16 protein-coding genes are annotated in these 21,679 nt (G+C 42.6%); 10 read left to right on the forward strand and 6 right to left on the reverse strand.

The genetic code is table 11. The features are described from left to right. Positions 1 to 342: 342 nt before the first annotated feature. Complete coding sequence (locus tag AAC006_RS20240) at positions 343 to 621, reverse strand: helix-turn-helix domain-containing protein (RefSeq protein WP_339892371.1); 279 nt, start codon at positions 619 to 621, stop codon at positions 343 to 345. A gap of 288 nt (positions 622 to 909) precedes the next feature. On the opposite strand from AAC006_RS20240, the gene AAC006_RS20245 reads away from it, so the two are divergent. The 5 genes from AAC006_RS20245 (at position 910) to AAC006_RS20265 (ending at position 7,841) form a co-directional block, all read left to right on the forward strand. Next, positions 910 to 1,251: a recombinase family protein gene (locus AAC006_RS20245; RefSeq protein ID WP_339892372.1), complete on the forward strand. Its 342-nt coding sequence runs from the start codon at positions 910 to 912 to the stop codon at positions 1,249 to 1,251. Between the two features lie 3 nt (positions 1,252 to 1,254). Continuing rightward, entirely contained in the window at positions 1,255 to 1,695 is a 441-nt protein-coding gene (locus AAC006_RS20250) for a hypothetical protein (RefSeq protein ID WP_339892373.1), read from the forward strand. Next, a complete protein-coding gene (locus AAC006_RS20255; protein ID WP_339892374.1) occupies positions 1,692 to 3,866 on the forward strand; it encodes an ATP-dependent RecD-like DNA helicase in 2,175 nt (724 codons plus the stop codon). The genes AAC006_RS20250 and AAC006_RS20255 overlap by 4 nt, the downstream gene beginning before the upstream one ends. A gap of 420 nt (positions 3,867 to 4,286) precedes the next feature. Then, the gene (locus AAC006_RS20260; protein ID WP_013785891.1) at positions 4,287 to 6,479 is read left to right on the forward strand and encodes a DUF3857 domain-containing protein; all 2,193 of its coding nucleotides are present in this window, start codon (positions 4,287 to 4,289) and stop codon (positions 6,477 to 6,479) included. A gap of 18 nt (positions 6,480 to 6,497) precedes the next feature. Beyond that, complete coding sequence (locus tag AAC006_RS20265) at positions 6,498 to 7,841, forward strand: hypothetical protein (protein WP_013785890.1); 1,344 nt, start codon at positions 6,498 to 6,500, stop codon at positions 7,839 to 7,841. 111 nt (positions 7,842 to 7,952) lie between these two features. On the opposite strand, the gene AAC006_RS20270 is transcribed toward AAC006_RS20265, so the two are convergent. Further along, a complete protein-coding gene (locus AAC006_RS20270) occupies positions 7,953 to 9,200 on the reverse strand; it encodes a response regulator (protein WP_013785889.1) in 1,248 nt (415 codons plus the stop codon). Beyond that, positions 9,184 to 11,859: an ATP-binding protein gene (locus tag AAC006_RS20275; RefSeq protein WP_013785888.1), complete on the reverse strand. Its 2,676-nt coding sequence runs from the start codon at positions 11,857 to 11,859 to the stop codon at positions 9,184 to 9,186. Before AAC006_RS20275 ends, AAC006_RS20270 begins: the two co-directional genes overlap by 17 nt. Before the next feature lie 262 nt (positions 11,860 to 12,121). Here AAC006_RS20275 and AAC006_RS20280 point away from each other — a divergent pair, with 262 nt between their 5' ends. The 5 genes from AAC006_RS20280 to AAC006_RS20300 all read left to right on the forward strand — a co-directional run bounded on the left by AAC006_RS20280 (position 12,122) and on the right by AAC006_RS20300 (position 18,506). Next, the gene (locus AAC006_RS20280) at positions 12,122 to 13,354 is read left to right on the forward strand and encodes an HDOD domain-containing protein (protein ID WP_126872576.1); all 1,233 of its coding nucleotides are present in this window, start codon (positions 12,122 to 12,124) and stop codon (positions 13,352 to 13,354) included. A 139-nt stretch (positions 13,355 to 13,493) separates the two neighbouring features. Beyond that, a complete protein-coding gene (locus AAC006_RS20285; protein WP_126872575.1) occupies positions 13,494 to 14,405 on the forward strand; it encodes a dihydrodipicolinate synthase family protein in 912 nt (303 codons plus the stop codon). 145 nt (positions 14,406 to 14,550) lie between these two features. After that, positions 14,551 to 15,729, forward strand: coding sequence for an MFS transporter (locus AAC006_RS20290; protein WP_185864158.1), 1,179 nt, complete (start codon positions 14,551 to 14,553; stop codon positions 15,727 to 15,729). A 161-nt stretch (positions 15,730 to 15,890) separates the two neighbouring features. Continuing rightward, a complete protein-coding gene (locus AAC006_RS20295) occupies positions 15,891 to 17,168 on the forward strand; it encodes a dienelactone hydrolase family protein (protein ID WP_013785882.1) in 1,278 nt (425 codons plus the stop codon). 222 nt (positions 17,169 to 17,390) lie between these two features. Further along, the gene (locus AAC006_RS20300) at positions 17,391 to 18,506 is read left to right on the forward strand and encodes a hypothetical protein (RefSeq protein ID WP_013785881.1); all 1,116 of its coding nucleotides are present in this window, start codon (positions 17,391 to 17,393) and stop codon (positions 18,504 to 18,506) included. A 43-nt stretch (positions 18,507 to 18,549) separates the two neighbouring features. Here the strand turns inward: AAC006_RS20300 and AAC006_RS20305 are convergent, their stop codons facing one another. The 3 genes from AAC006_RS20305 to AAC006_RS20315 form a co-directional block, all read right to left on the reverse strand. Further along, positions 18,550 to 20,694, reverse strand: coding sequence for an alpha-galactosidase (locus AAC006_RS20305; protein ID WP_126872573.1), 2,145 nt, complete (start codon positions 20,692 to 20,694; stop codon positions 18,550 to 18,552). A gap of 156 nt (positions 20,695 to 20,850) precedes the next feature. Further along, positions 20,851 to 21,102 (reverse strand): SapC family protein, encoded by a 252-nt coding sequence (locus AAC006_RS20310; protein ID WP_083820163.1) that lies wholly within the window; start codon positions 21,100 to 21,102, stop codon positions 20,851 to 20,853. A gap of 11 nt (positions 21,103 to 21,113) precedes the next feature. Then, complete coding sequence (locus AAC006_RS20315; protein ID WP_126872572.1) at positions 21,114 to 21,593, reverse strand: SapC family protein; 480 nt, start codon at positions 21,591 to 21,593, stop codon at positions 21,114 to 21,116. Between the last annotated feature and the right edge of the window lie 86 nt (positions 21,594 to 21,679).

Genomic DNA, 21,679 nt, shown 5'->3' on the forward strand with positions numbered 1-21,679 from the left:
AAACAAATAGGGGCTAACCGGGCAAAGGTGAATGGATATAGGCCGCTTCACGCCTATTCTAACCCCAAAGGTGAAAACAAATAGGGGCTAACCGGGCAAAGGTGAATGGATATAGGCCGCTTCACGCCTGTTCTAATTCTTGTTCACGATGGCAGGGCGATGCTCTATGCCCACACGGTTTGGGATAATCACTCGCTTCGCGCCATTACCTTTACGGTATCTTCGATGACTCTGTCGTAACTGCTTATACAGTTTGCCGCCCTGTAATTTATCACGCTCGACATAATCATAAATCCACTCGTGACTTACGTTATGACCGATAATTTCCCCAACGCCAGCAATTTACTCTGGACTCCATTTCTCGCTGAGGCTAAACTCTACAAAGGTAATTGTCGGTTCAGACACTTTATACTTAGCAGCATGACGCCGTCGTTTAAACGCTTTAGCTTGAGCGACCTCTGGTAAGTAATGACTATCTCGAATTCTATTGCGTCTAACTTCTCTACTGATAGTGCTGTGACTCACTATCAGACGTTTTCCAATCTCCCGATAACTGAAACCCTCGCGTAAGTAGGCTTCGATCTGGTATCTTTGTCCTTCGATCAACTGTTTGTAACTCATGGTAATACTTCTATTAGTTCGGCGACTTTAGAATACCATCAACGGGCAGTTGATCGTCTAGTCACCGTTTAACCATGAGTGGTGCACTTATTATCTGAATTTGCGACTAACTATGCACTAAAGTTACAACTTAGGTTCATTTTGAGGGTCTGTAGATGTCACTAATAGGGTATGCGAGAGTTAGCCACAAGAGCATGACCCTGAAGCTTAAATTGCTGCATTAAAGCACCATGGTTGCGAGAAGATGACACTGTATGCGTTACAAATCTTGATCGTTTGGGAAGGAGCTTGAAAGGGATCATGACTGCAATAGATGGTATCCATTCAAAAGGTGCAGCTCTCACAACGCTCGATGGAGTTATTAATAGCGCGGATGACTCGCCATTCGGGAAAGCTGTTCTTCATGTTTTTGCTGAGCTGAACAAAAGCCTGATCATCAAAAATACTACTGAAGGCCGTGAACGGGCTATTGCTCAGGGTAAGCATATGGGCAGGCCAGAGACTATTTCTGATTCGGATAGGGAAAAGATCCGAAGGTTAGTGCAATCAAAACAGAAGTCACAGTACCAATTCTCAAAGGAGTATAGCGTTAGAAGGACGACGATAAGACGCATCGTGGAGGGGAGTTAATATATGAGTAAAGAAAGAGGTCAACGTAACAGAGCCTTATTCCTTGGCTGGGTGGCTGAAATGAAATCGAAAGAGTCGCCCAATTGGTTGGATTATTGGCATGGCGATACGTTAAGTCCCAAAAGAATTGCTGATGAGCTTGGCTTTAACCCTTCTGCATTTAAGAAAGCCAGAAATGAAAAGCTTTTCGATATGTTGCTAGATCTGAAAAAAGAACTAGCCACTTCAGGTGTCTACCAACAACGGAAGGCCAGTCTACCTCTCGATAAACAGATCATAGATGTATCAAATAAAACTGAAGAAGACATAAAAGATAGCGCTAAAGTCAGAGACCTAAAAAGAACAAACCGAAGGCTACAAAACGAAAACGCTAAGTTAGCTGCTGAAGTTGCCAAGCTATCTGAGTTCAAAGATGTACTGATTGAAATGGGCTTGTGGAAATGAAGAGTAGTGCTTATCTTGTAAGGATCACTAGGATATACCAGTACCAGCCTGATAATGTCCGATTGGGAGCTGTTTTTGTTAATCATAAAGCAGGTGCGCATCGTATTGAAATCCTGACTACTCAAGACAAGTTAAATATTGATCCCAAAGTTGGGCAGCAATGGAAAATTCTCAAAGAGCAAAATTTCAGCGTTAGGCAGCAGCAAGTCAGCACGGGTGGGTATGTCGATGTTTGGCGATTTATGGAGCCGACACTGAAATGTGTTATGCCCGACAATGGCCTTGGTTTTGTAACCTTTTTAAGCACTGAGAAAGCGTTTGAAGGTATAGGTACGATTAGCGCACAATTTCTTTGGAATGAATTTAAGAGCGATATATTTAATATACTAGAATGTGATAAATATGCGCCATACGAACAAGACCAGTCAATAACGAACTTTCAAGCTGTCAGGAGCGTTCTGCTTAGTGATAAAGCCGTGCATGGACTATGGGATGGCTACAAAGGCTATTCCAACTTAAAACACTCAGCTCAATTGGTTGAGTGGGAAATAGAAGCGCCTATCCAGCGCCAATTGTTCAGATTTGCAGATCAGGATGCGATCAATTTCCTGACACAGAATCCATACCGCTTGTTTTCGCTGGGGATGCGATTTAACAAAGTAGACGCTATTGCTCAAAAACATTTCGGTATTAAACAGGATGATGAAGTCAGACTGGTAGCAATCGTTGAACAAGCATTGAGATTATGGAGCGATCAAGGCAATACGGTTGCAGTTTGGCAAGACATTAAATCGTCCGTTTCAAAACTGTTGAACAAAGACCAGCGTTTAGTAGCAAAGGCAAGTGAACTAGATGGCGATATCGTTGGGTTTGTTAAACACAACAACCAATATTTTGTTTCAGGTAATTATATATTTGAGAAAACCATCGCTAAACGATTCGGTAAACTTTCCAAGGTACAGCATAGTTGGCAAAGTAATTTAGAAAAGGCTTATACGTCTTCGGTACCTGCTGGGTGGAAGTTAGAAAACGCTCAAGAACGAGCAGTAAGGACTGCTTTACTCAGCAACGTATTTGCGCTCACTGGCGGGGCTGGTACAGGGAAGACGTTCACCACAAAGCTTATTGTCGATGCTTATCAAGAGCTAGGCTGTACGATCTACCCTGTGGCGTTATCAGGAAAGGCTGCCCGTAGGCTTCAACAATCAATTGGTTTTGAAACGAAGACGATTGCAAAGCTGTTGCGTGAAACGGAGCTTGATACTGATGAGGCTGTGTTACTTATAGATGAAGCCTCAATGTTGGATGCATATACCATGTGGCGTTTGGTTACTTTGTTTTCTGATAATACTCGGATCTTATTGGTTGGTGATCCTTATCAGCTTCCACCGATTAATGCGGGTTTCATTTTAAATGATGTCATTAAAAGTGGTGTAATAAAACATGTGGAACTTGATGTTGTAAAACGACAGGGAATAAACAGTAGTGTGCCTAGATACTCCAATGCTATACGGCAAGGCATAATGCCAGAGTCATTAACTACCGCAGATATTACGTTTCAAGAATCAACAGGCGACATTTTGCAAGACGCTGTAACGGCCTACTCTGAGTATAACAACGCCATGATAGTCGCTCCTACAAATGATACGGTAAGAAAAACAAACATCATGCTGCAAGGTGTTGCGAACCCGAGTGGCAAGATTCTTGATCTTACGGATATGCCAATTCTCAAAGGAAGCTATGACTTCAGGGAAGGTGACCCAATTGTCATTACCCTAACCAGTTATAAACACGATGTTCAGAATGGTACGCTGGGGGTCTTAAAGTGTGCTGAACCTACAGATGAATATGCTTGTGTAATTGAACTTGAAGACCTTGATGAAAAAGGTAACAAACGTTTGTTAGAAGTGGATTGGCAATTATTTGAATATATCGATCTTGCTTACTGCTTAACCTTACATAAATTGCAGGGGTCACAAGCTCCTAATGTGATTGTATTGCTTGAACGAGGAAAGTTACTTGATCGTAGTTGGTTGTATACGGCTGTGACAAGAGCAGAAGATAAAGTACATATTATTGGCAAGGAAACGGATTTTCGTTATGGTGTTAACAAACAAGGCGCAGTTGATATTCGTAAAACCGCCTTGGCAGGAATGTTGAAAAATGTTTAAATTTAACCGTAATTAGTAGAAAATAGCGCAATTAATCTACATAGTTATTTTTTAATGTTTAAAAGTGAATTAGGGTCATTTGTGGCAAAACTTTATTATAAATAGGATTTTTCACTGTACTGGCCCTGAATTCAAATATTTTGTCTTGGATAACCGTTCTAGGTTCTGATAAAGCTTTTTTGTAAATCAAAAAAATAGATACTAAGCCCTTATATTAAGGGCTTTTTTTTGTTCAAAATTAATTGATTAGTAGCTAATTAGCTCGTTGTGAAGCGCGATATGTATCAGACAAATTTAAAGGGGCACTGATATAAGAAATCTCTTATCGACAATTAACGCAAGATACGGCAGCATAACTTAAAAAATAAACAGTTGAACGCACGCGTTTGGTTGGAATTTGTATCAACAAGGAAGAATGGGATGGCAGTATATATCCGAGTGTTCGTTATCTTTTTGAGTTTCTTATCGATAACTAACGCAAGTGCAGAAACGACGAGTATAGGTCCCGATGCCGAGACTTTATTAGCACTCAAAACGGACGCTACAGAATATGCAGACAGGGGGGCGGTAATACTCAGTCGCAGAACCGAAATTACGGTCGACGAGCAACGTTTAGAGTCCACCAAATATTACCGTGCTATCTATATTGCAAGCGAAGAGGCGGTATCTGACTATTCAAAATTGGTTAACTCGTTCAATGCTTATTATCACACTAGCAGTATCGATTTTGCTCGGGTAATTGCTGCCGACGGTCAAATTTTCAATATGCAAGATGATGCTATCTCTGAAGTGTCGGCTAATAATGACGATTACCTTGATGATATGAAGCGTATTGAGTTCGCTGTGCCTCAGTTAAAAGTCGGTAATATTATCGAGTACCAAATTAACGAAAAGCAGACGAAAGCGATTATCGATGGTGAATGGTTCACAGGCATTCGCTTTAATCACGTAAAGTTTTTACCGCTGAAAAACTGGGTGAGAATCGATCCTATTCTGTCCTCGTTAACCACACTCACTATTCCAAACACCGTTGATTTATATATCGAAAATCGAAACACGGATTTGTCTCCGCTTGTGACGAAAAGTGGAAGCACAACGCAATACGTGTGGAAAATGGATAAGCTAGAAGGCATAGAAATTGAGTCTGGCATGCCGCCTATCGATGAAACCTTACCTCTTGTTTACGTCTCTACGATGAACAATTGGAAAACAGTAGATGATTGGTACTGGGACTTATTCAAGCCAAGCTTGATGCCAGCAGATAAAGTTACCGCGTTAGCGAATGAACTGTTTAGTGAGCAGGACACCCAGACCGATAAAGTAAAAGCGGTGTTTGATTACATGCAAAAAAATGTTCGTTATATAGGTGCACATGTTAATCGTGGGGGCTATCAGCCTCATACTGCGCAAGAAGTGCTGCAGAACGCCTATGGTGACTGTAAAGACCAAACAACTCTTATTGTGGCGCTACTCAACGAAGCCGGTATAAAAGCATCACCAGCACTCGTAAATACCTACAATGGAAGTGTTGTATTTGACGATTTACCAGCACTTAACTTTAACCATATGATCACTTACGTTACCACGGATGAAGGTAGTTATTGGCTAGATACCAGTGGCCAAACGGGCACTTTCCCGGGGTTAAGTGCCATGCTTGGGGGCAAACGTACATTTGTGGTAACGGGCAGCGCGGGTGAACTAGTAGAGGTTCCCCATGTTCAACCTGAAGAGAATGTGGCAAAAGTGGCGGTTGATTATTCGCTGAATGATTCTGCATTAGACGCATCAGTAAAGATGAGTTTTGACGGTCAGGTAGAAACGAACCTTCGTAGTTACTATCAATTTTCGCCAGAAAAGCGCGCTGTAGTAGAGCAACTTCTGTCGCCATTTGTTCACGATAATCGAGTAACGTCGTTTACCGCAACGGATCCCGCAGACTCGGCTACACCTTTTGAAATAGAGGGAGATTTTGTAGATTTACTCTCTATTACTGAAGACATTTCTCGTTTTCATTACAGCATGAATTATGCGCAAATTTTAAAAGTCTTTACCGGTTTTTCCATCATGGAACCTGTATCTGAGCGCGACCAAGACCTTTATATACAAATACCCATTACGGTAGAACTTTCTATTACTTATCCAGCCCCTTGGTCAGATGCAGAACTAGTGCAAAATGGGCCTGCCAGTAATTATCAAAACCCATTTTTTGAAATTACACATACTGCGCAGCCTAGTGACAACGAGGTAACAAGTACCTCAAAGTTTGTACTGTATGCGCAAACCATACCGGTTGAAGAATATGCGGCCTTTTTTAATGCTATTGATGCCTTTCAAAAAGGCAGCGAGAGTATGTTCGTCTATGACAAGGTGGTGGCAACATCACCGCAAAGCCACGAAGCGTTATCGATAGAAGAGCAAATAGCGCACTCGCGAGCCTTACTTGATAGTGGGCGCTTTGACGAGGCGTTGGAATATGTTACCGAACTTGCTAATGGCAACAAAGATAATGGGGAAGTGCAGTTTTTACTGGGTATTGTGCATGGTTTTAATGGCAAAGACGCGCTGTCTGAAGCGGCGTTCGAGCGTGCTGAATCGCTTGGCTATCAGTATTAGTACATAAAGGATTATTAGATGATGTTTTACCGAATTGTACTACTTGCTGGTGCGATATTACTGAGCGGCTGTGAGTCTACTTCAACCCAAAATGTAAATGCCTCGTCTGAACTCGTTGGTTTAGAGCAGCAGGTTAAGAATTATCCTAACGATTCGCAGGCATTGCGCAATTTAGTTGAGTACCAGCTAAAGGCGTTTGAGCGAGAGCCGGATTATGACTTATTGAATAAGCTGCAAAGCAATTTGCAACAAGGCATAAAACAAGCGCCTAACGATCGGTATTTTGCTTTTCACTATTACCGGTTGAATTTGCAATTAGCATTTGTAGAGCAAGAATACGACGAACAAAAGTGGCAAGGTTTTTATAATCAGCACCCGTTTTTGAGTACGTTAGATATTGCACCGCCGGTGTATGTCTCTTACTTACTCGAGCAACCCCAAGACGAAAAAATGTTAGCGGCGTTAAAACAAACGGTTCGTGACAATCCATTTTTTATGAATGGGGCTTTAGAGTTAGCTTATTATTATTATAATCAGGATCAGGTTGAATTAGCGTTATACATTGTAGAGGCGGCGCGCAAGCGAGATGATAGTAATCCTGATGCAAAGTCGGACTGGGTGCTTTATCAAACGGAATACGCACTTAATAATATGTGTGATACGGGCACTTATAAACCATTAGACGATATCATTACCGAAAGCCGTCTTCTGACGCAGTCTTTTCCTAATGATCCATTTCATTTTAATTTACTCGCGGAATTATTCCGTATTAGTAATAAAACCACGTTGGCCGTCTATACCGCACAAAAAGCGGCTAAATTAGATCCTAGCTATCAGAGTTATTTAAATGAAATGTATTTATGGGATACCAAAATCGATAAAGTCATCGACTATGAGATAACTGATGTTGATAGCAAAGCAGAGATTTTACTTACCCAAATTTACGCAAATATTGCGGCGGGAAATTGGGATAAAGTAGCTAATCTTGCTAGTCGTTATAGTCAAGCTGACGAGGCTCGAATCTATGGGGTACTTTATGGTGCGTATGGCTATAGAATGCAGGGTAATAGCCAAGAAAGTCGTGAGCTATTAAACTTTGCCTCTGAGAAACTTGAATTGGATGATTGGCAAAAAGGGATGCTTAACTTTGCCAAAGGCAGTATTGATGAAACGCAATTGATGGCACTGGCGAGTGATCGCTGCGAACAGTCTGAAGCCCTATTCATTGCAGCGCTAAACCACATAGAAAACGACAACGCTGAACTTGCAGAGACCTACTGGCAGCGTATTTACGAACTTGATATAAGAACGTTTTTCGAATTCGCAGTAGCGAAGAATAAAATTAAAGCTGCAAAAAAGTAGCAGGGCCAGACCTACTCTGCCAAACCTATTCTAATGTAACGGGGTTCCCGTCAGGGTTCCCCATACAGCCTTTTTTCAAATAAAACGGTGAATAACTACCTAAGTGTTTGTTTAAGCCTTAGGGATATATTTTTCAATTAACCTATCAAACGAGCTTTTTTGCAGGGGCTTAATAATGTAACCCTTAGCTCCCTTTTGCATCGCTTTAGTCACCGTGGCTTTATGTTTATCCCCCGACAACATAATAATCGGTGTGTCAGCATTTAGGCTTTGCTCCGAGTTAGCCTGGCCTACAATGTAGATGCCATTAGTGTCTGGTAAATTCACATCCATCAGCACAAGGTCGTACTTTTTGGCGGTCAAAGAAGCGAAGGCTTGCCTGCCTGTGGTAACGGTATCGCAATGCATCTTATATTTATCAATCAATCGCTTAGTTAATTGAAGGCTAATAATGTCATCCTCAACCACAAGAATAGAGGGCACGTCGTTCTTTTTTGCCAGTATTTTTTCAGGGTCGATATCTTGGTTGTATAGTCGGTTAAAGACATAGCCCTTGTCTTTTTCGTCTGCGCTTGTTTCAGTGCTCGCACCTGTCGTTGCTTCTTCAGCGTTAGTATTTGACGTTAATTCTGCGGTTTTTAAATCAAGGGTTTTTTCTAATAAGCTAATTGCCCTTGCTTGCAGTTTAATTAGCTCTGGGCGAATTTGGTCTGACTTTATTTTAGATAGGGTCTCTTGTAACTTGGCAATATCAAGATCTACGGACTGCTCCATTTCTACCCGTGTTACTGCGCGTTCTAATGCGTTTTCAATTTCTACAATAGAGCTTTCAAACTCTAACTGTAATTGATTTTTGTAGTCTAGGCCTTGTTTTAAAGCCTGCTTTATTTTGTCATCAAAATGATCGATTTTGCTAAAGTAGGTTTGTTGAGCCAGCATCTCTTTATCTTGAACATGCACCCCTAGTTCGCTGAATAAATGTTCGCAAATTAATATAATGCGATGTAGTTCATAAACCGGCCGGGCAATCATGTAATCATCGATAATCCCCGCCGCATGGGCTTCATAAGCTTCTCTTTCAAACTGACGAGGTATTAAACTAACTATCTTGTGGTTGCATAGATGGTATGATTTTAGTGCTTCCAGTGTGCGGTAATAAGTAAACAAGCTTTTCTCTAATGAGTCGCCTGTCAGCAAAAGCACTTTGGGCTTAGAATCAATTAATAGCTTGCATAAGTCTCTTAAAGAATCACAGGTAACGTAGTCATCAAAATGCTTCTTAATAACCTCAAGAACGATTTCGTCACTTTGCGGCTCTGTAATGTAGAGTACAATTTGTGCTTCACTGGGTTGAGTCATGATTTTCCAAATACTTCCTTATATGGGTAATGAGTTCTTCAATAGCGAGTTTCATTTCTTCCCAATCTAACAATATGAGTGGTTCTGCGGGAATTTGACGCCCTATATGTTCCACCGTTTCGCACTTCTGGCTTAAATGATAAGCACCAACAATTCTGGCACTACTTTTCAATCTGTGAGCAAACTTCGAGAGGGTTTGCCAGTCTTCAACATCCACTACATCAAGCATAAGAGGCAAGTCTTTACTCAGGCTTTGTTCAAACCCGCATAAATAGTCGTACTCCTCTTGTGGGCTAATATCGCCAACAATTTCGGTGAGTGCTGCAATATCAAAAACACGCGTAGAATCAACCTTACTATTAACCTCACTACTGTCATCAAAAAAGTCCGCTTCAAAGAGGAGATTTTCCGCATCGTGTTCATCTGTGACGGTTTCCACAGAGGAAGTCAGGGCGGATTGTTCGCTGTTAAGACGGCTAATTAAATCTGCTAGGGTTTGCAAGGTTAAGGGCTTCATTAAGATTCTATCGACACCCACCTCGTTACAGTGAGCCTGACACTGCTTAGAATTGTCGGCGGTAAGGATTAGCATGGTAGACTTGGGTCGCTGTTCACTTTCTTCTAAACATCGCAAAATACCAATCAGTTCTCCACCAGTAATGACGGGCATCTGGTAATCGCTAATAACCACATTGAACGGCTGTTGTTCGAAGAAAATAATCGCTTCTTCAGCAGACATTGCAAAGCTTGCTTTAATGTTCAGCGCATCAAACTGTTTTTTGAGCACGTAAATATTATCTGGGTTGTCCTCTACTACTAAAATTCGCAATCGGTCGGAAATGTTTTTGGGTGACATACTTGCAGCAGTAGCCGACAAGGAAGGGCAGTGTGGTGCTGCTAGGCTTAACAATTCGGCTAACTTGAGTGGAGCGAGATGAATTTGCTTAATAGTTAGCTGGGCATGCATATTCACATTATCCACGAGCAGCGCGATTTGATGCACAGGGATAGGAGGCCTGTTATCTTGCAATGCCTGTTCAATATTAATTACTTCGGTTTCACAGCCGCTAGATGCATCCAGTAAGTAGAAGTGGTTTGGCAATGCGTTACTGGGTAAGGCGTCTGTTAAGATGGCCTTAAAGTGGAATCGCTGTGCATAGCGATTGAGGTCGTTAAAAAATACCGCGCTGTTAGTTTCAAAAGTGAACGTGTCTAAATTTGCTGGCGCTAGCTCTATTTCCGGCGCAGAGCAGGCTTCTAATGGTAGTTGCACCACAAAGGTAGAGCCTTTGCCTAGCTCACTGTCTACATAGATACCGCCACCCATTAACTGTACTATTTTCTGACAGATGCTTAACCCAAGTCCGGTGCCACCAAACGTTTTGTGAATATCATCATTAGCTTGGGTGAAGCGATCAAAAATCGTATGTACTTTAGTACTCTCTATCCCAATCCCATTATCAATAACGTTGAAGTGAATGTAGTTGGTTAAATCATCTTGCAATACCTCAAGGCGAAGTGTTGCATTTAGCTTTTGATTAAACTTCAGACCATTGCTAATAAGGTTTGTGAGTACTTGGGTAAGGCGAAGTTCATCTACACTAACAATTCGAGATATGACGGGATCGACAAACAACGTAAGTTCCACATTTTGCTGCTTTGCCTGTCCATAGAAGGTGTTAATTAGCTCTTCACACAGTACTCTCAAATTAACGTCTGACGGCGAGAGCTGTACCATATTGGCATCAAACTTAGTGAAATCTAAAACATCATTGATGAGGCTTAACAGTGAGATAGAGCTTTTAGACACTCTTTTTAATAGCTCATTCCCTTTAAACTCTTCTTGATGCTCGCATAAATCTAGCAGACCTATAATGCCATTTAATGGGGTGCGTATCTCATGACTCATTGCTGCCATGAAGTTGCTTTTTGCATTGCTAAGTGCAGTGGCTTCATTAAAAGAGATTTCGAGTTGCTCGTTCAGCCCTTTTATTTGTGACTCATTGATAATGAGGCCAACACGTCCACCTGTGAAAGTGAGATTATCGCGATACTCATAGAATTGTCCGTCGGGCGCTGTGAACGACAAAGACATCTCTTGCTTACTATTAAATTTCCGTCGTAAAAAGCGATAGGTAACAGCCTGTAGATGGCTATCCCCTTGTGCGAAATAGTCACTAAAATCGTTAAGAATGGAATCTAATGGCACACCGTTTAAACTTTTGTTCCCGCAAAAAGGGAATATGTTTTGGAATTGCTCATTAACTAGGTCAATCTTTCCGTCACTACAAATTATTGCGGCATCGGGTATCTTATCGATTGCGGTAACCAAGTTATAGTATCGTTTTGCTAGCGCAGATGGCTTAGAGCGAGCAATTTTAACTAGAGTCCTCCCATGTTCCATGGGCATGGCCGTGCACAGTTTTTCTTCGCCTTCTATCACGCAAAAAGCCAGTTCTTGCTCGCCGTTTAGCAAAGGTACTATGGCATCTATAATAGTTGGCAAATTGGAAGACAGTGCCTCACTTTCATTCAACTTATTATTTGAAGCCAGAATGTCCAAGTCGTTATTAACCACAAGCACGGGATGATAAAACAGATTTATGAGACTTTGGGTTTTTTTCAGGTCTCTATTAATTTCAATATCTTTTATAGTCATGAAAAGGTGGTCTATTATTTAAGAATCGCCAAACAGTTTTATAAAAACCTGTCTTAAATATTTATTACATAAGGTTTTTCTAATTAATTTTGTTCTCGCTTTGTAATGAAGCCAGTTAAAACCGCGACAATTTTAATGTAGATGACAATAGCGATAATTGCGAAGATCAGCGCGGTCTAGATAAGGACAATTATTGCTTCCTAATGCATTTTAATTAGTGGCCGATTTTCAGCCGCAGCCTAGTAATCTTATGGAGTAGCCGATGGTGAAGGATGTGTTAACTGCAAGGCAGCTTGTATTTAACGAAAACCACGAAATCTATGCTTGTGAGTTCTTATGCTTAGATGAAGGGGCGGAAGATACCTCTTCAAGCGTAAATGTGTGCCCATCAAAAAAGTTTATGACCACAAAGCGATTAGCCAATGTTTGTGAGAGTATCGCTGAAAGTGAACGGCATTTAGATGTACCTATTTTTATCAACGTCGATCAAACCTTCTTGAGTGAAACTGATGATATTTATGCGGTAAAACCAAACATAATTTTGGAAATATTGGCTTCGGTAGAGCCTACGGAATCAAACCTGAAACGTATTCAGCAATTGCGACGCAAAGGCTTTGATTTTGCGCTAAGCGAATATGCATTAGACCCATCTAAAGCTTCTTTTTTTAAATACCTTAAAGTAATAAAAGTTGATGTGCTTAACGTGACCCAGTCACAACTTAGTAAAAGCCTACCAATTTTAAAGAAGTCGAAGTGCTTAATACTGGCAGAAAAAGTGGAAAGCCAAACGGTATACGAAAATTGTAAAGCGCTAGGGTTTGACCTATTTCAAGGCGACTTCCTTGAAAACCCTACCATTATTGGTGGTAAAGAAATAAGCGAAAAACAAAACAGTAGTCTGCAGCTAGTGTCTGAATTCAGTAAAAACGACATAGAGGTTGATAAGGTCGCAGAAATCATTTCATTAGATCCTGTGCTGACTACTAAAATTTTGCTGTTAATTAACTGCCCGCTTTATCAACTGGTTCGAGATGTAAACAGTGTACGGGAAGCCGTTGTTATCATAGGGCTAGATGTTGTTAAGCAGTGGGCAATTGTTATGTCGCTAATGTCTGTTTCTACTAGCCCAACTGAATTATTCCGGTCATTGTTAGCACGGGCAAAAACCCTCGAACTTATTGCGTTTAATAATCAGGATGAGGAGGTTTCGCTTCACCCCTTAGAATGTTTTCTAGTGGGATTGCTATCAGGTGTAGATGCCATTTTTAAAGTGAACATGGAGACATTAGTCGGCAGTTTGAAACTAGAAGCCCATTTAAAACAAGCGTTACTAACACATGACAATGCGCTAGGTTCCTTGCTTATTAATGTGATTGGTATTGAGCGATTTGATAGCCAAACGTTCGAGCGCTTATCAAACCAAGATATTTGTCTTTATGGTCGTTGCCAACAAGACGGCGCGTTATGGGCAGATACCGTAATGAAAAATCTATGATCAGCTTTTCAAAAGCATAAAATGTTGTTCTAGTTTAGAAGGTAACGAGATGTATGTGGACGAATGATAAGTGTATGATTGATGTATAGTAACGTTAATCGCTTAAATACATCGCTTGCCCTTCGCATTAGGAGCCTCCATGTTCACCGGATTGTGTGCTTTTCCTCTTACGCCCTTTCACCATGAAAAAATTGATTTTCACGCTTTTGAAAAGTTGATTGGCAACCTGAAGCAGGCCAATGTTGAGTCGATTTGTGCAATGGGGTCTACAGGTTTATATCCCTATTTATCAAGGGATGAGCTAGTTAAGGTGACTGAATCGTCAGTAGGAATAGCTGGCGACACGCCGGTAATGGTAGGCATTGGCTCACTGCGTACCTATGATGTATTGAAGAACGCAGAAGCCGCGCAACAAGCGGGTGCGAAAGCGCTGCTGTTAGCACCGGTTTCTTATCACCCGCTACACGAAGCTGAAGTATTTGGCCTGTACGAGAAGGTTACCGCTGAAATCTCAATTCCCTTATGTATTTATGAGAACCCTGGAGTGACCCAGTTTAGTTTCAGCGACGAGCTATATCGCCAAGTTACCCAGCTTCCCAACGTTGGCGCGATTAAAATCCCCGGAATGCCTTTTGCTGATACTAATGCTGATGGTAATGCGGCTGGGAAAGCACGACTTTCGAGCCTGCGAAATATAGTGCCAGAGCATGTCGCCATTGGGGTAAGTGGTGATAAATTTGGTGCCTTGGGGATGCAGGCGGGATGTGATTTATGGTTATCTGTACTCGGAGGTTTATTCCCTAATGCGGTGAGAACCATGATTGCATCGAGTCAATCAACATCGCCGCAAGCAGCAATAGCACAATCTGAACGCTTAACCCCATTGTGGGATTTATTCGCCCGCAATAAAGGCGGTATGCGCGTAATGGCCACCGCGGCGGCAATACTGGGGTACACAGAAGCAAACTGTTTACCTCATCCGCTACAGCCCCTTCAGGCCGAAGATAAACAAAAACTCGAAGCGATTTTAACGCAATTATCATTGGATTAAGTTATACCTGACTCAGGTTGAATCTGTTGCCAATGCTAACGCAAAAGCCCAGCGCCAAGAGCAGCCATGAGCCCAAAGAGTAGCCTTGAGCCAATAAGCAGCCCTGAGCCAATAAGTAGCCTTGAGCCCAAAGAGTAGCCCACCGTTGAATAAAGAACATTTTTCACCATTATTCAAATATGTTGTAGCCGCCATTATCGCGCGCACCGCAACAGGTGGCGCTATTGTGGCCATCGTATTGCTTGCTAGAAACCTTGAGCTTGATGGAAAAGCGGCAGGCATTTTAGCGGCGTGTTTAACGCTGCCCCACTTGTTAGGGCCAGTATACGGGCGTTGGTTGGATGGGGTTTCGCAGCCTAAGTACCTTATTAGCGGGGCGGCGCTGAGTTACACCTGCTTTTTTCTTTTGGCTATATTCAGTTTTGAAAGGCATTTGGCTTGGTTGTTGGCGTTTTCGTTGTTGCTAAGTGGTGTTTGCAGTTCGTTTATTATGGGGGGCTTGGGCACTCAGCTGCCAAGTTTAGTTAGCGCAAGCAATACATCTCTTAGAAAGGCGCAAAGCTGGGACACCATTACCTATGGGGTAGGGCACACATTGGGCCCGTTTATTGTCGCTTCTTTATCCGCCCTGTTCTCGACCAAGGTGGCTGTCAGTGTGCTGGTGTTCACACCTCTGTTAGCCGGCATACTCATTTTAAGCTTCCCTAAAAAGCATGCACTACCAAAGACTGACGCCTCGTTAGATATAGGGTTTAAAAGCGTGTTTTATGCGTTTAAAAACTCGAGCGCACTGGTACGCACGATGGTGATGACATCGGGAGCAGCATTTAGTATTGCAGCCTTGCCCGTATTGGCTGTTTATCTTAGCGAACATTGGCAGCACGCAGAGCATCACGGCGCTTATCTGGTCACAGCATACGGGGTAGGAAATTTAAGTGGTGCGCTATTTCTCATCTTTAGGCCACTCTCGAAAGAGCCCTTAACATTATTAAAGCGGGCAGGAAGTTTTTTGTTGGTGGCGTTACTGGCCACAAGCCTAAGTCCATCTTTCGTTCTTGGGGCGGCGGGCTACTGGTTGTGTGGTGTAGCCAATGCCATATTCTTTACTTCCAGCCTAGCGGCACGAACTGAGTTTGCCCCAGCGCACAGCGCGGCGCAAACGTACATGTGGGTTGCCGCAGCTAAGGTGGGAGCAGGCGCAATAGGGGCTTTAGTTGCTGGAACCTTGTTAGTCCAAGGGGTAACTGTTTCGTTGGTAACTTCTTGCGCTACCCTCGCACTCATTCTTATCGTGTGCTTTGCTGTATTCAGAGTACAAAAATAGCCTTTAGGTTATACGTTTACATTTCTTACTTTCAAAATTGCCGTTTTAATTTACCAGTCTTATTGATGACAATTCATTTAATCAATGGGCTATGCCTTGTTTATTGAGGTCATAGAGGTAATATAGGCTATGCACAATAATTAACAAAAAATTAGCAAATTATGAAAACGTTATCCCTGTTATGTATCGCAGCATTATTAGCAGCCACACCGGCATATTCAGCGCAGACGCTTTATCAAGACTATCCTAGTGATATTACGCCCGAGCTAAGTGAAAAAGGCGCCTATCAAGTGGGCGTTAAAACCTTAACTGTTAACTATCCAAAGCCCGTAGTTACCTTACAAGGGCAAGTTGTTGACCGAGTATTGAAACTGGAAGTTTGGTACCCCACCACTGATAGCGGCGCGGCCACAACGTATGAAAATCAAACCCGTAGTGGTAATGAGTTTAGTATTCAAGCTGATGCTATTCGCGATGCCAGTGTGGCAGAACCGCAAGGCAGTTACCCTGTCGTTGTGTTGTCACACGGCTATACGGGTTATCGCACAATAATGTATTACCTTGGTGAGCACTTAGCATCTCATGGTTATATTGTGGCTGGGATAGATCATACCGACTCTACTAACGAAGATGTAGATTTTACCAATGCCCCTTATGCTGGATTCCCTAGCACGCTATTAAACCGCTCACGAGATCAAGTGTTAACGTTGAATGCGGTAAGTGAACATGCGCTATTTAAAGATGTTGTTGATACCCAAAATGCCGGGCTTATTGGCTATTCCATGGGTGGTTTTGGTGCGGTGAATACCGTTGGTGGTTGTTATAACTTTGGAACTGAAGCTACTGCTAGCTTTACTGGCGTGACAGACCCTGCGGTTCTCAGTGCGCTACAAAATGTACTTAACACCTGTGCCGGTGGTAATGCCGACGCTGAAAGCGTAGATACGCGCTGGAAAGCGGCGATGGCGTTAGCGCCTTGGGGCGGTCAACATAAAGCGTTTTCAGAAGATGCACTTAATAATATTCACGTTCCCATGCTATATGTCGCTGGTGATCATGATGATATTGCTGGTTACCAAGGTATACAGTGGTTATTTGAAAATACAGGTAACGAAGACAGTAAACTGCTTACGTACAAAAATGCCAGACACAATATTGCACCCCATCCCGCTCCTAAAGAAGCATTTGGCAACGAATTCGATATTGGCCATTACTTAGAGCCGGCTTGGCGTTCAGAAACTATGAATGACATAAACGAACACTTTGCATTGGCTATGATGGAATGCCATGTGAAAGGAAAAGCTGACTTTTGTGCTTATTTAAATGTTGAAGGTGATAGTGGGCAAGTTGCCGTAGACGACAAAGTGCCAGAAGTCTGGAAAGGCTTCGACAATCGCTATGCGTTAGGCTTAATAATGGAAGGCAAACCTAAGAAATAGGCGTAACCTTTACTATCTCCAACAATAAAAAATACCGTAAAGGCCTAACCGTGTTAGGCCTTTTTTTGTTTCGCGCTGTGCTATACCCATACGCATACCCATACCATACCCACAGACCAAGGTTTCATTCTGGCAAGACATGCTTTGTTACTTATTCAGTTAGAGAAGTCATATTAAGCATGCTAATTTACTACTTAACGCTTATTTACTTAAGGCAAAGGAATGTTCATCCAGCGAAATCAAAACAAATTAACTGTTCTCCATTGTTTGTGTCTGCCTGCTATTACTGCGTTTAAGGGTGCAAATATAGCCGCTTTACTGTGTTTATCATTCTTTGTGTCGTTTGCGAACGCTAGCGCATTACCTTCTGACGACGTATTAGACGCTATGTTTCAAGCGCAGGATTATGAAAGTATAGTGAGCGCACTTGAGCCCATAACATCGAAAACCCCGAAGCAATATAACGTGTTAATTTCGGCGTTAATGAATACAGATTTAGATGACGCTGAGGATATGGCGGCTCAATTTGTTGACGAGCATAAAGACAATTACCGCGCTTACCATATGCAGGCTAACGTGATGGGTGCGCAAGCAATGGATAGTGTTTTTTCCGCCCTAGGTTATGCCAAAAAAGCCAAAGCGAGCCTACAAAAAGCAATTGAAGTGGCACCAGATGAAATTGAGGTTTATCAGGCGCTAATGCAATTTTACATAGTCGCGCCGTCTATCGCTGGTGGCGATATAGATGAAGCCAAAAAGCTTGCTGACAAAATTACGCAAATGGATGCACTAGAAGGCAAGTTTGCGACAGCAACAATTTACGCTGCAGACGATAAAGCTGCTGAAGCAAAAGCAATGTTAATTGAGCTTAGCGAAAAGCCTGAATTCGAAGTTCGGGCACGTTTTGAGCTTGGTCGATTGCATATAGATGGTGAAGAATACGATGACGCGATAGCAGCGCTAACCCCTCTATTAAACACTAACGTAGTTAAAGCACAGAAAGCAGATGAACAAGCATGGAACACGTATTCTGAAAGTAAGTTTACCCAACTATATGGCACTTATCGTATAGGCTGGGTGGCAGTAGAAACCAGCCAATATACTAAGTCGGGAATTGATGCGCTTAACTATTACTTGGCTGAATTAGAGGCGACAGATATTGATACTCATCAGTTGCCAAGTAAGAATTGGGCTAACTTACGTTTAGCCGAGCTGTTCCTAAATGCTGATGATGTTTCAATGGCATCTAGCACCCTTGAGAAAGTGACAAAAGACGGTGATAAACGTTTGGCAAAAATAATGAAAAGCCTCAAAAAACAAATAAAAAAGCGAACCTAGTGGTTCGCTTTCTTTAAGCTTTATGCAGCGTATTTTTATCGAACTACACTGCTTTAACGGTATAGATAAGCGAAGTTTGCGGGAATAAAACCGGCATTTGCATACCGTATTTCATTAACGCTTCACCGCTAAATACTTGCCCGTCTGTTTTTTGCAAAATAGACGGTGAGTATTCTTTCAATGTACCCGGCCAAACCCGCTCAAGGGTATAGGACTTATCGGCATCAAGCCCGGCAAAATAGAAACGAGATGGTGTAGTACGCCCGGTTTCTTTCACGCTATTGTAGGCAAAAATACCCTCGGCTTTGTCTTTTGATACATAACCAAACTTCACGTTAAGGCCATCATCATCCATACGGTATAAATCGCCGCCGTGGGTAATATGGCGGTATTTTTTATATAGCGAAATAGCCGATTTCAGGGTGTCTTGCTCGTGCTCAGTAAGCTCACGGGGGTCCATCTCAATACCCATGTGGCCAAACATCGATACCGCAGAGCGGATCTCAATCGGTAAATTACGGCCAGTAATATGGCAATCGCGAGGGCCTACGTGTGCGCCCATCACTTCAGAAGGGAAGAAGTAAGAGAAGCCGCGCTGTATGTACAAGCGGTCTAACGCGTCGTTAGAGTCTGACGTCCAAAAACGGTCGGTGTGAGGTAATATACCTAAATCCACACGCCCCCCGCCTGAACAACAGCTTTCAATTTCAATACCCGGATGTGCCGCTTTAACGCGATCGATTAACGTATACAAAGCCGCCATTTGGCCATGCATAGCTGGTTTGCCATGTAGGTTGCCAGGATGATTTACATCGCGGTTCATGTCCCACTTAATGTAACTAATTTTAGGGTAAGTGCTTAGTACGTCGGTGATGACTTTATAAAGGTACTCAACCACTTCAGGGTTCGTTAAATCGAGTACGTACTGATTACGAAAGGGTACATGGGGGTTATTTTTGGTGTGTAACGCCCATTCAGGATGTGCGCGGTACAAATCGCTATCTGGGTTAACCATTTCAGGTTCAAACCATATGCCGAATTCCATGCCTTTATCGGTAACGTGGTCGATAAGCCCATCTAGCCCTTCTGGGTAGATAGCTTCATCTACTGTCCAGTCGCCTAAGCCAGCTTTGTCATTTCTTCGGCCTTTAAACCAGCCGTCATCTAGTACAAAGCGCTCTATCCCTAAGGGGGCTACTTTGTCAGCAAGGGCTTTAAGCGTGGCTTCATCATGGTCGAAATAAATGCCTTCCCATGTGTTGTAGTGCACTGGGCGGGGCTTGTGCTGTGCACTGGTGATATCAGCGCTGTGGGTTAACACATTGTTTCGAATAAAGTTATGGAACTGCTGCGAAAGGGATGAAAAGCCAGCGTCGCCAAACCCTGCGTAAAGCACGGGTGATGTATAACTTTCACCTGCACCGAGGGTTACTTCACCTGGAAACAATAGTTCGCCAAATTGAACGTAGCTTCTGCCATCAGCCATCATTTCCGCGCGGAATTTATGGTTAGCTGAAGCACCTAAATGGAAGCCGAAACACTCACCAACTAGCTCACCGGTTCCATTAGCAAACGCGATTAAGCCTGGGAAAGTATCGTGAGAAGTTTTGCCGCGGCGGTTTTCACGTACATAACTACCGAAGAACAAGTCATGGTCGGCAGTTTGGAATTCATTAGACCATCTTCCTTCAAAGCTTTTAATCTTGCTCATGGTCGTTGGTAAGGCAAGACTAGCAGCATTTAAGTAGTTTAACTGTAAAGTGCTCTCACCTTGGTTTTCGATACTTGAGGTAAATGTGGCCACGGTTGTTTCAGCATCTAATACAACCCGTGTAATCAACTGCATTTGCCTGTCGGCATCAACCGCAGTAAACGTTAAGCTGGTATCGGTTTGCTCAATATCCGACAAGGTAAAGCCAGCAGACCATTGATCTGCATCCCCTGAAATTTCTAAACCAGGTGAACCGGTAACACCTTCACCATGGGTGGGAACTAATGAGATAGGTGGCTCGATAACCGGCGCACATTTCGCTTCTTGGCGAGTGTTAAGCAGCGCTAACATGTCTGGCGTCGTTGCAGTCTTCAACTGCTGGCCATAGTAAATCAGAGTAGGCATGCGCCCTTGGCAGTCGAAAATTAAAGTCGTTTTTGCGTTGTCTAAGCGGACAAAAGCCGTGAGTGATGACATGTTAACCTCTCAGGTTTTAAATATGATTGAATACCGCACACCCATTTATATCGCATGTATAACATAGAAAAGATGCGGAATAAGACGTTTATCTAAATTGGGTAAAGCGTTTACATTGCGTGTAAAATACCATGCTCTTTACTTCTCCACCAATAATTAGTTGGTAGTTTTTAGCCCGATTTTAACCACAGGGTTGTTCGCATTTTTAGTGAGTTGTACCAAGCGGTTGTATTGCCTAAGTGAAAGCATCATGGCATTTATTGCCATCAGTAACCCTTGGGTATGCAATTGGTGAATAATATCTGCGTTTAGCTGCGCTAGCTTATCTTCATTAATAGTCATAAGCCCTGTGCTTTCACGGGGTTCGCCATTTTCAAAATGTAAGGTGATTGATAGATTAGATAGCAACTCAAGGTCGGTTAAAGCTGAATAAAAGCACTTGCTTGTTGAGAGCCGCTCGCTAAGTTAGATAGCATACTTTGATACTGTTTAAGACTTGCAGATGGGGAGCCATCTGATGCAAATAAAGCGCTGGCACCTTCGCTACTATTGTTAGAAACCAAAGGGCTGTCTTCATCAAACAATACAGTGAGTTTGTCTTGTTCAACAGCGTAATTGAATGGGTAGCTTTGGCTGCTCAGCGGCACGGCATGACCCATCCATTCAGTGTCGCTACAATATACGTTACCAAATTCGGGCCAGCCAACCACTGCCGCTAACGTGTGAGAATGGTTTGTGTCATTTGCAGTAACCACTATAGGCATACAGCCGGCAATACTGGCAATCTCATTGAAGCCTAAAGACACTAAGTTAAACTCGGCGCTGTGACCGAAATTTTTATCTACCTTAATACGAAGGTTGCGATGAGCTTGGCTATCTAACGGCGTATATGACGACATAACAATACCTGATTGATTAAATTAAGGTGTACTAAGGCCTGTTGATCTTTGCTGTACACATTTCGCTCAGCAATACATCGGCAGCC

The sequence above is a fragment of the uncultured Alteromonas sp. genome, from assembly GCF_963976965.1.
GTDB classification, from domain to species: domain Bacteria; phylum Pseudomonadota; class Gammaproteobacteria; order Enterobacterales; family Alteromonadaceae; genus Alteromonas; species Alteromonas naphthalenivorans.

Coding starts and splice junctions, on each gene's coding strand:
- AAC006_RS20240 (WP_339892371.1), bottom strand. CDS start 621: ATGAGTTACAAACAGTTGATCGAAGGACAAAGATACCAGATCGAAGCC.
- AAC006_RS20250 (WP_339892373.1), top strand. CDS start 1,255: ATGAGTAAAGAAAGAGGTCAACGTAACAGAGCCTTATTCCTTGGCTGG.
- AAC006_RS20255 (WP_339892374.1), top strand. CDS start 1,692: ATGAAGAGTAGTGCTTATCTTGTAAGGATCACTAGGATATACCAGTAC.
- AAC006_RS20260 (WP_013785891.1), top strand. CDS start 4,287: ATGGCAGTATATATCCGAGTGTTCGTTATCTTTTTGAGTTTCTTATCG.
- AAC006_RS20265 (WP_013785890.1), top strand. CDS start 6,498: ATGATGTTTTACCGAATTGTACTACTTGCTGGTGCGATATTACTGAGC.
- AAC006_RS20270 (WP_013785889.1), bottom strand. CDS start 9,200: ATGACTCAACCCAGTGAAGCACAAATTGTACTCTACATTACAGAGCCG.
- AAC006_RS20275 (WP_013785888.1), bottom strand. CDS start 11,859: ATGACTATAAAAGATATTGAAATTAATAGAGACCTGAAAAAAACCCAA.
- AAC006_RS20280 (WP_126872576.1), top strand. CDS start 12,122: ATGGTGAAGGATGTGTTAACTGCAAGGCAGCTTGTATTTAACGAAAAC.
- AAC006_RS20285 (WP_126872575.1), top strand. CDS start 13,494: ATGTTCACCGGATTGTGTGCTTTTCCTCTTACGCCCTTTCACCATGAA.
- AAC006_RS20295 (WP_013785882.1), top strand. CDS start 15,891: ATGAAAACGTTATCCCTGTTATGTATCGCAGCATTATTAGCAGCCACA.
- AAC006_RS20300 (WP_013785881.1), top strand. CDS start 17,391: ATGTTCATCCAGCGAAATCAAAACAAATTAACTGTTCTCCATTGTTTG.
- AAC006_RS20305 (WP_126872573.1), bottom strand. CDS start 20,694: ATGTCATCACTCACGGCTTTTGTCCGCTTAGACAACGCAAAAACGACT.
- AAC006_RS20315 (WP_126872572.1), bottom strand. CDS start 21,593: ATGTCGTCATATACGCCGTTAGATAGCCAAGCTCATCGCAACCTTCGT.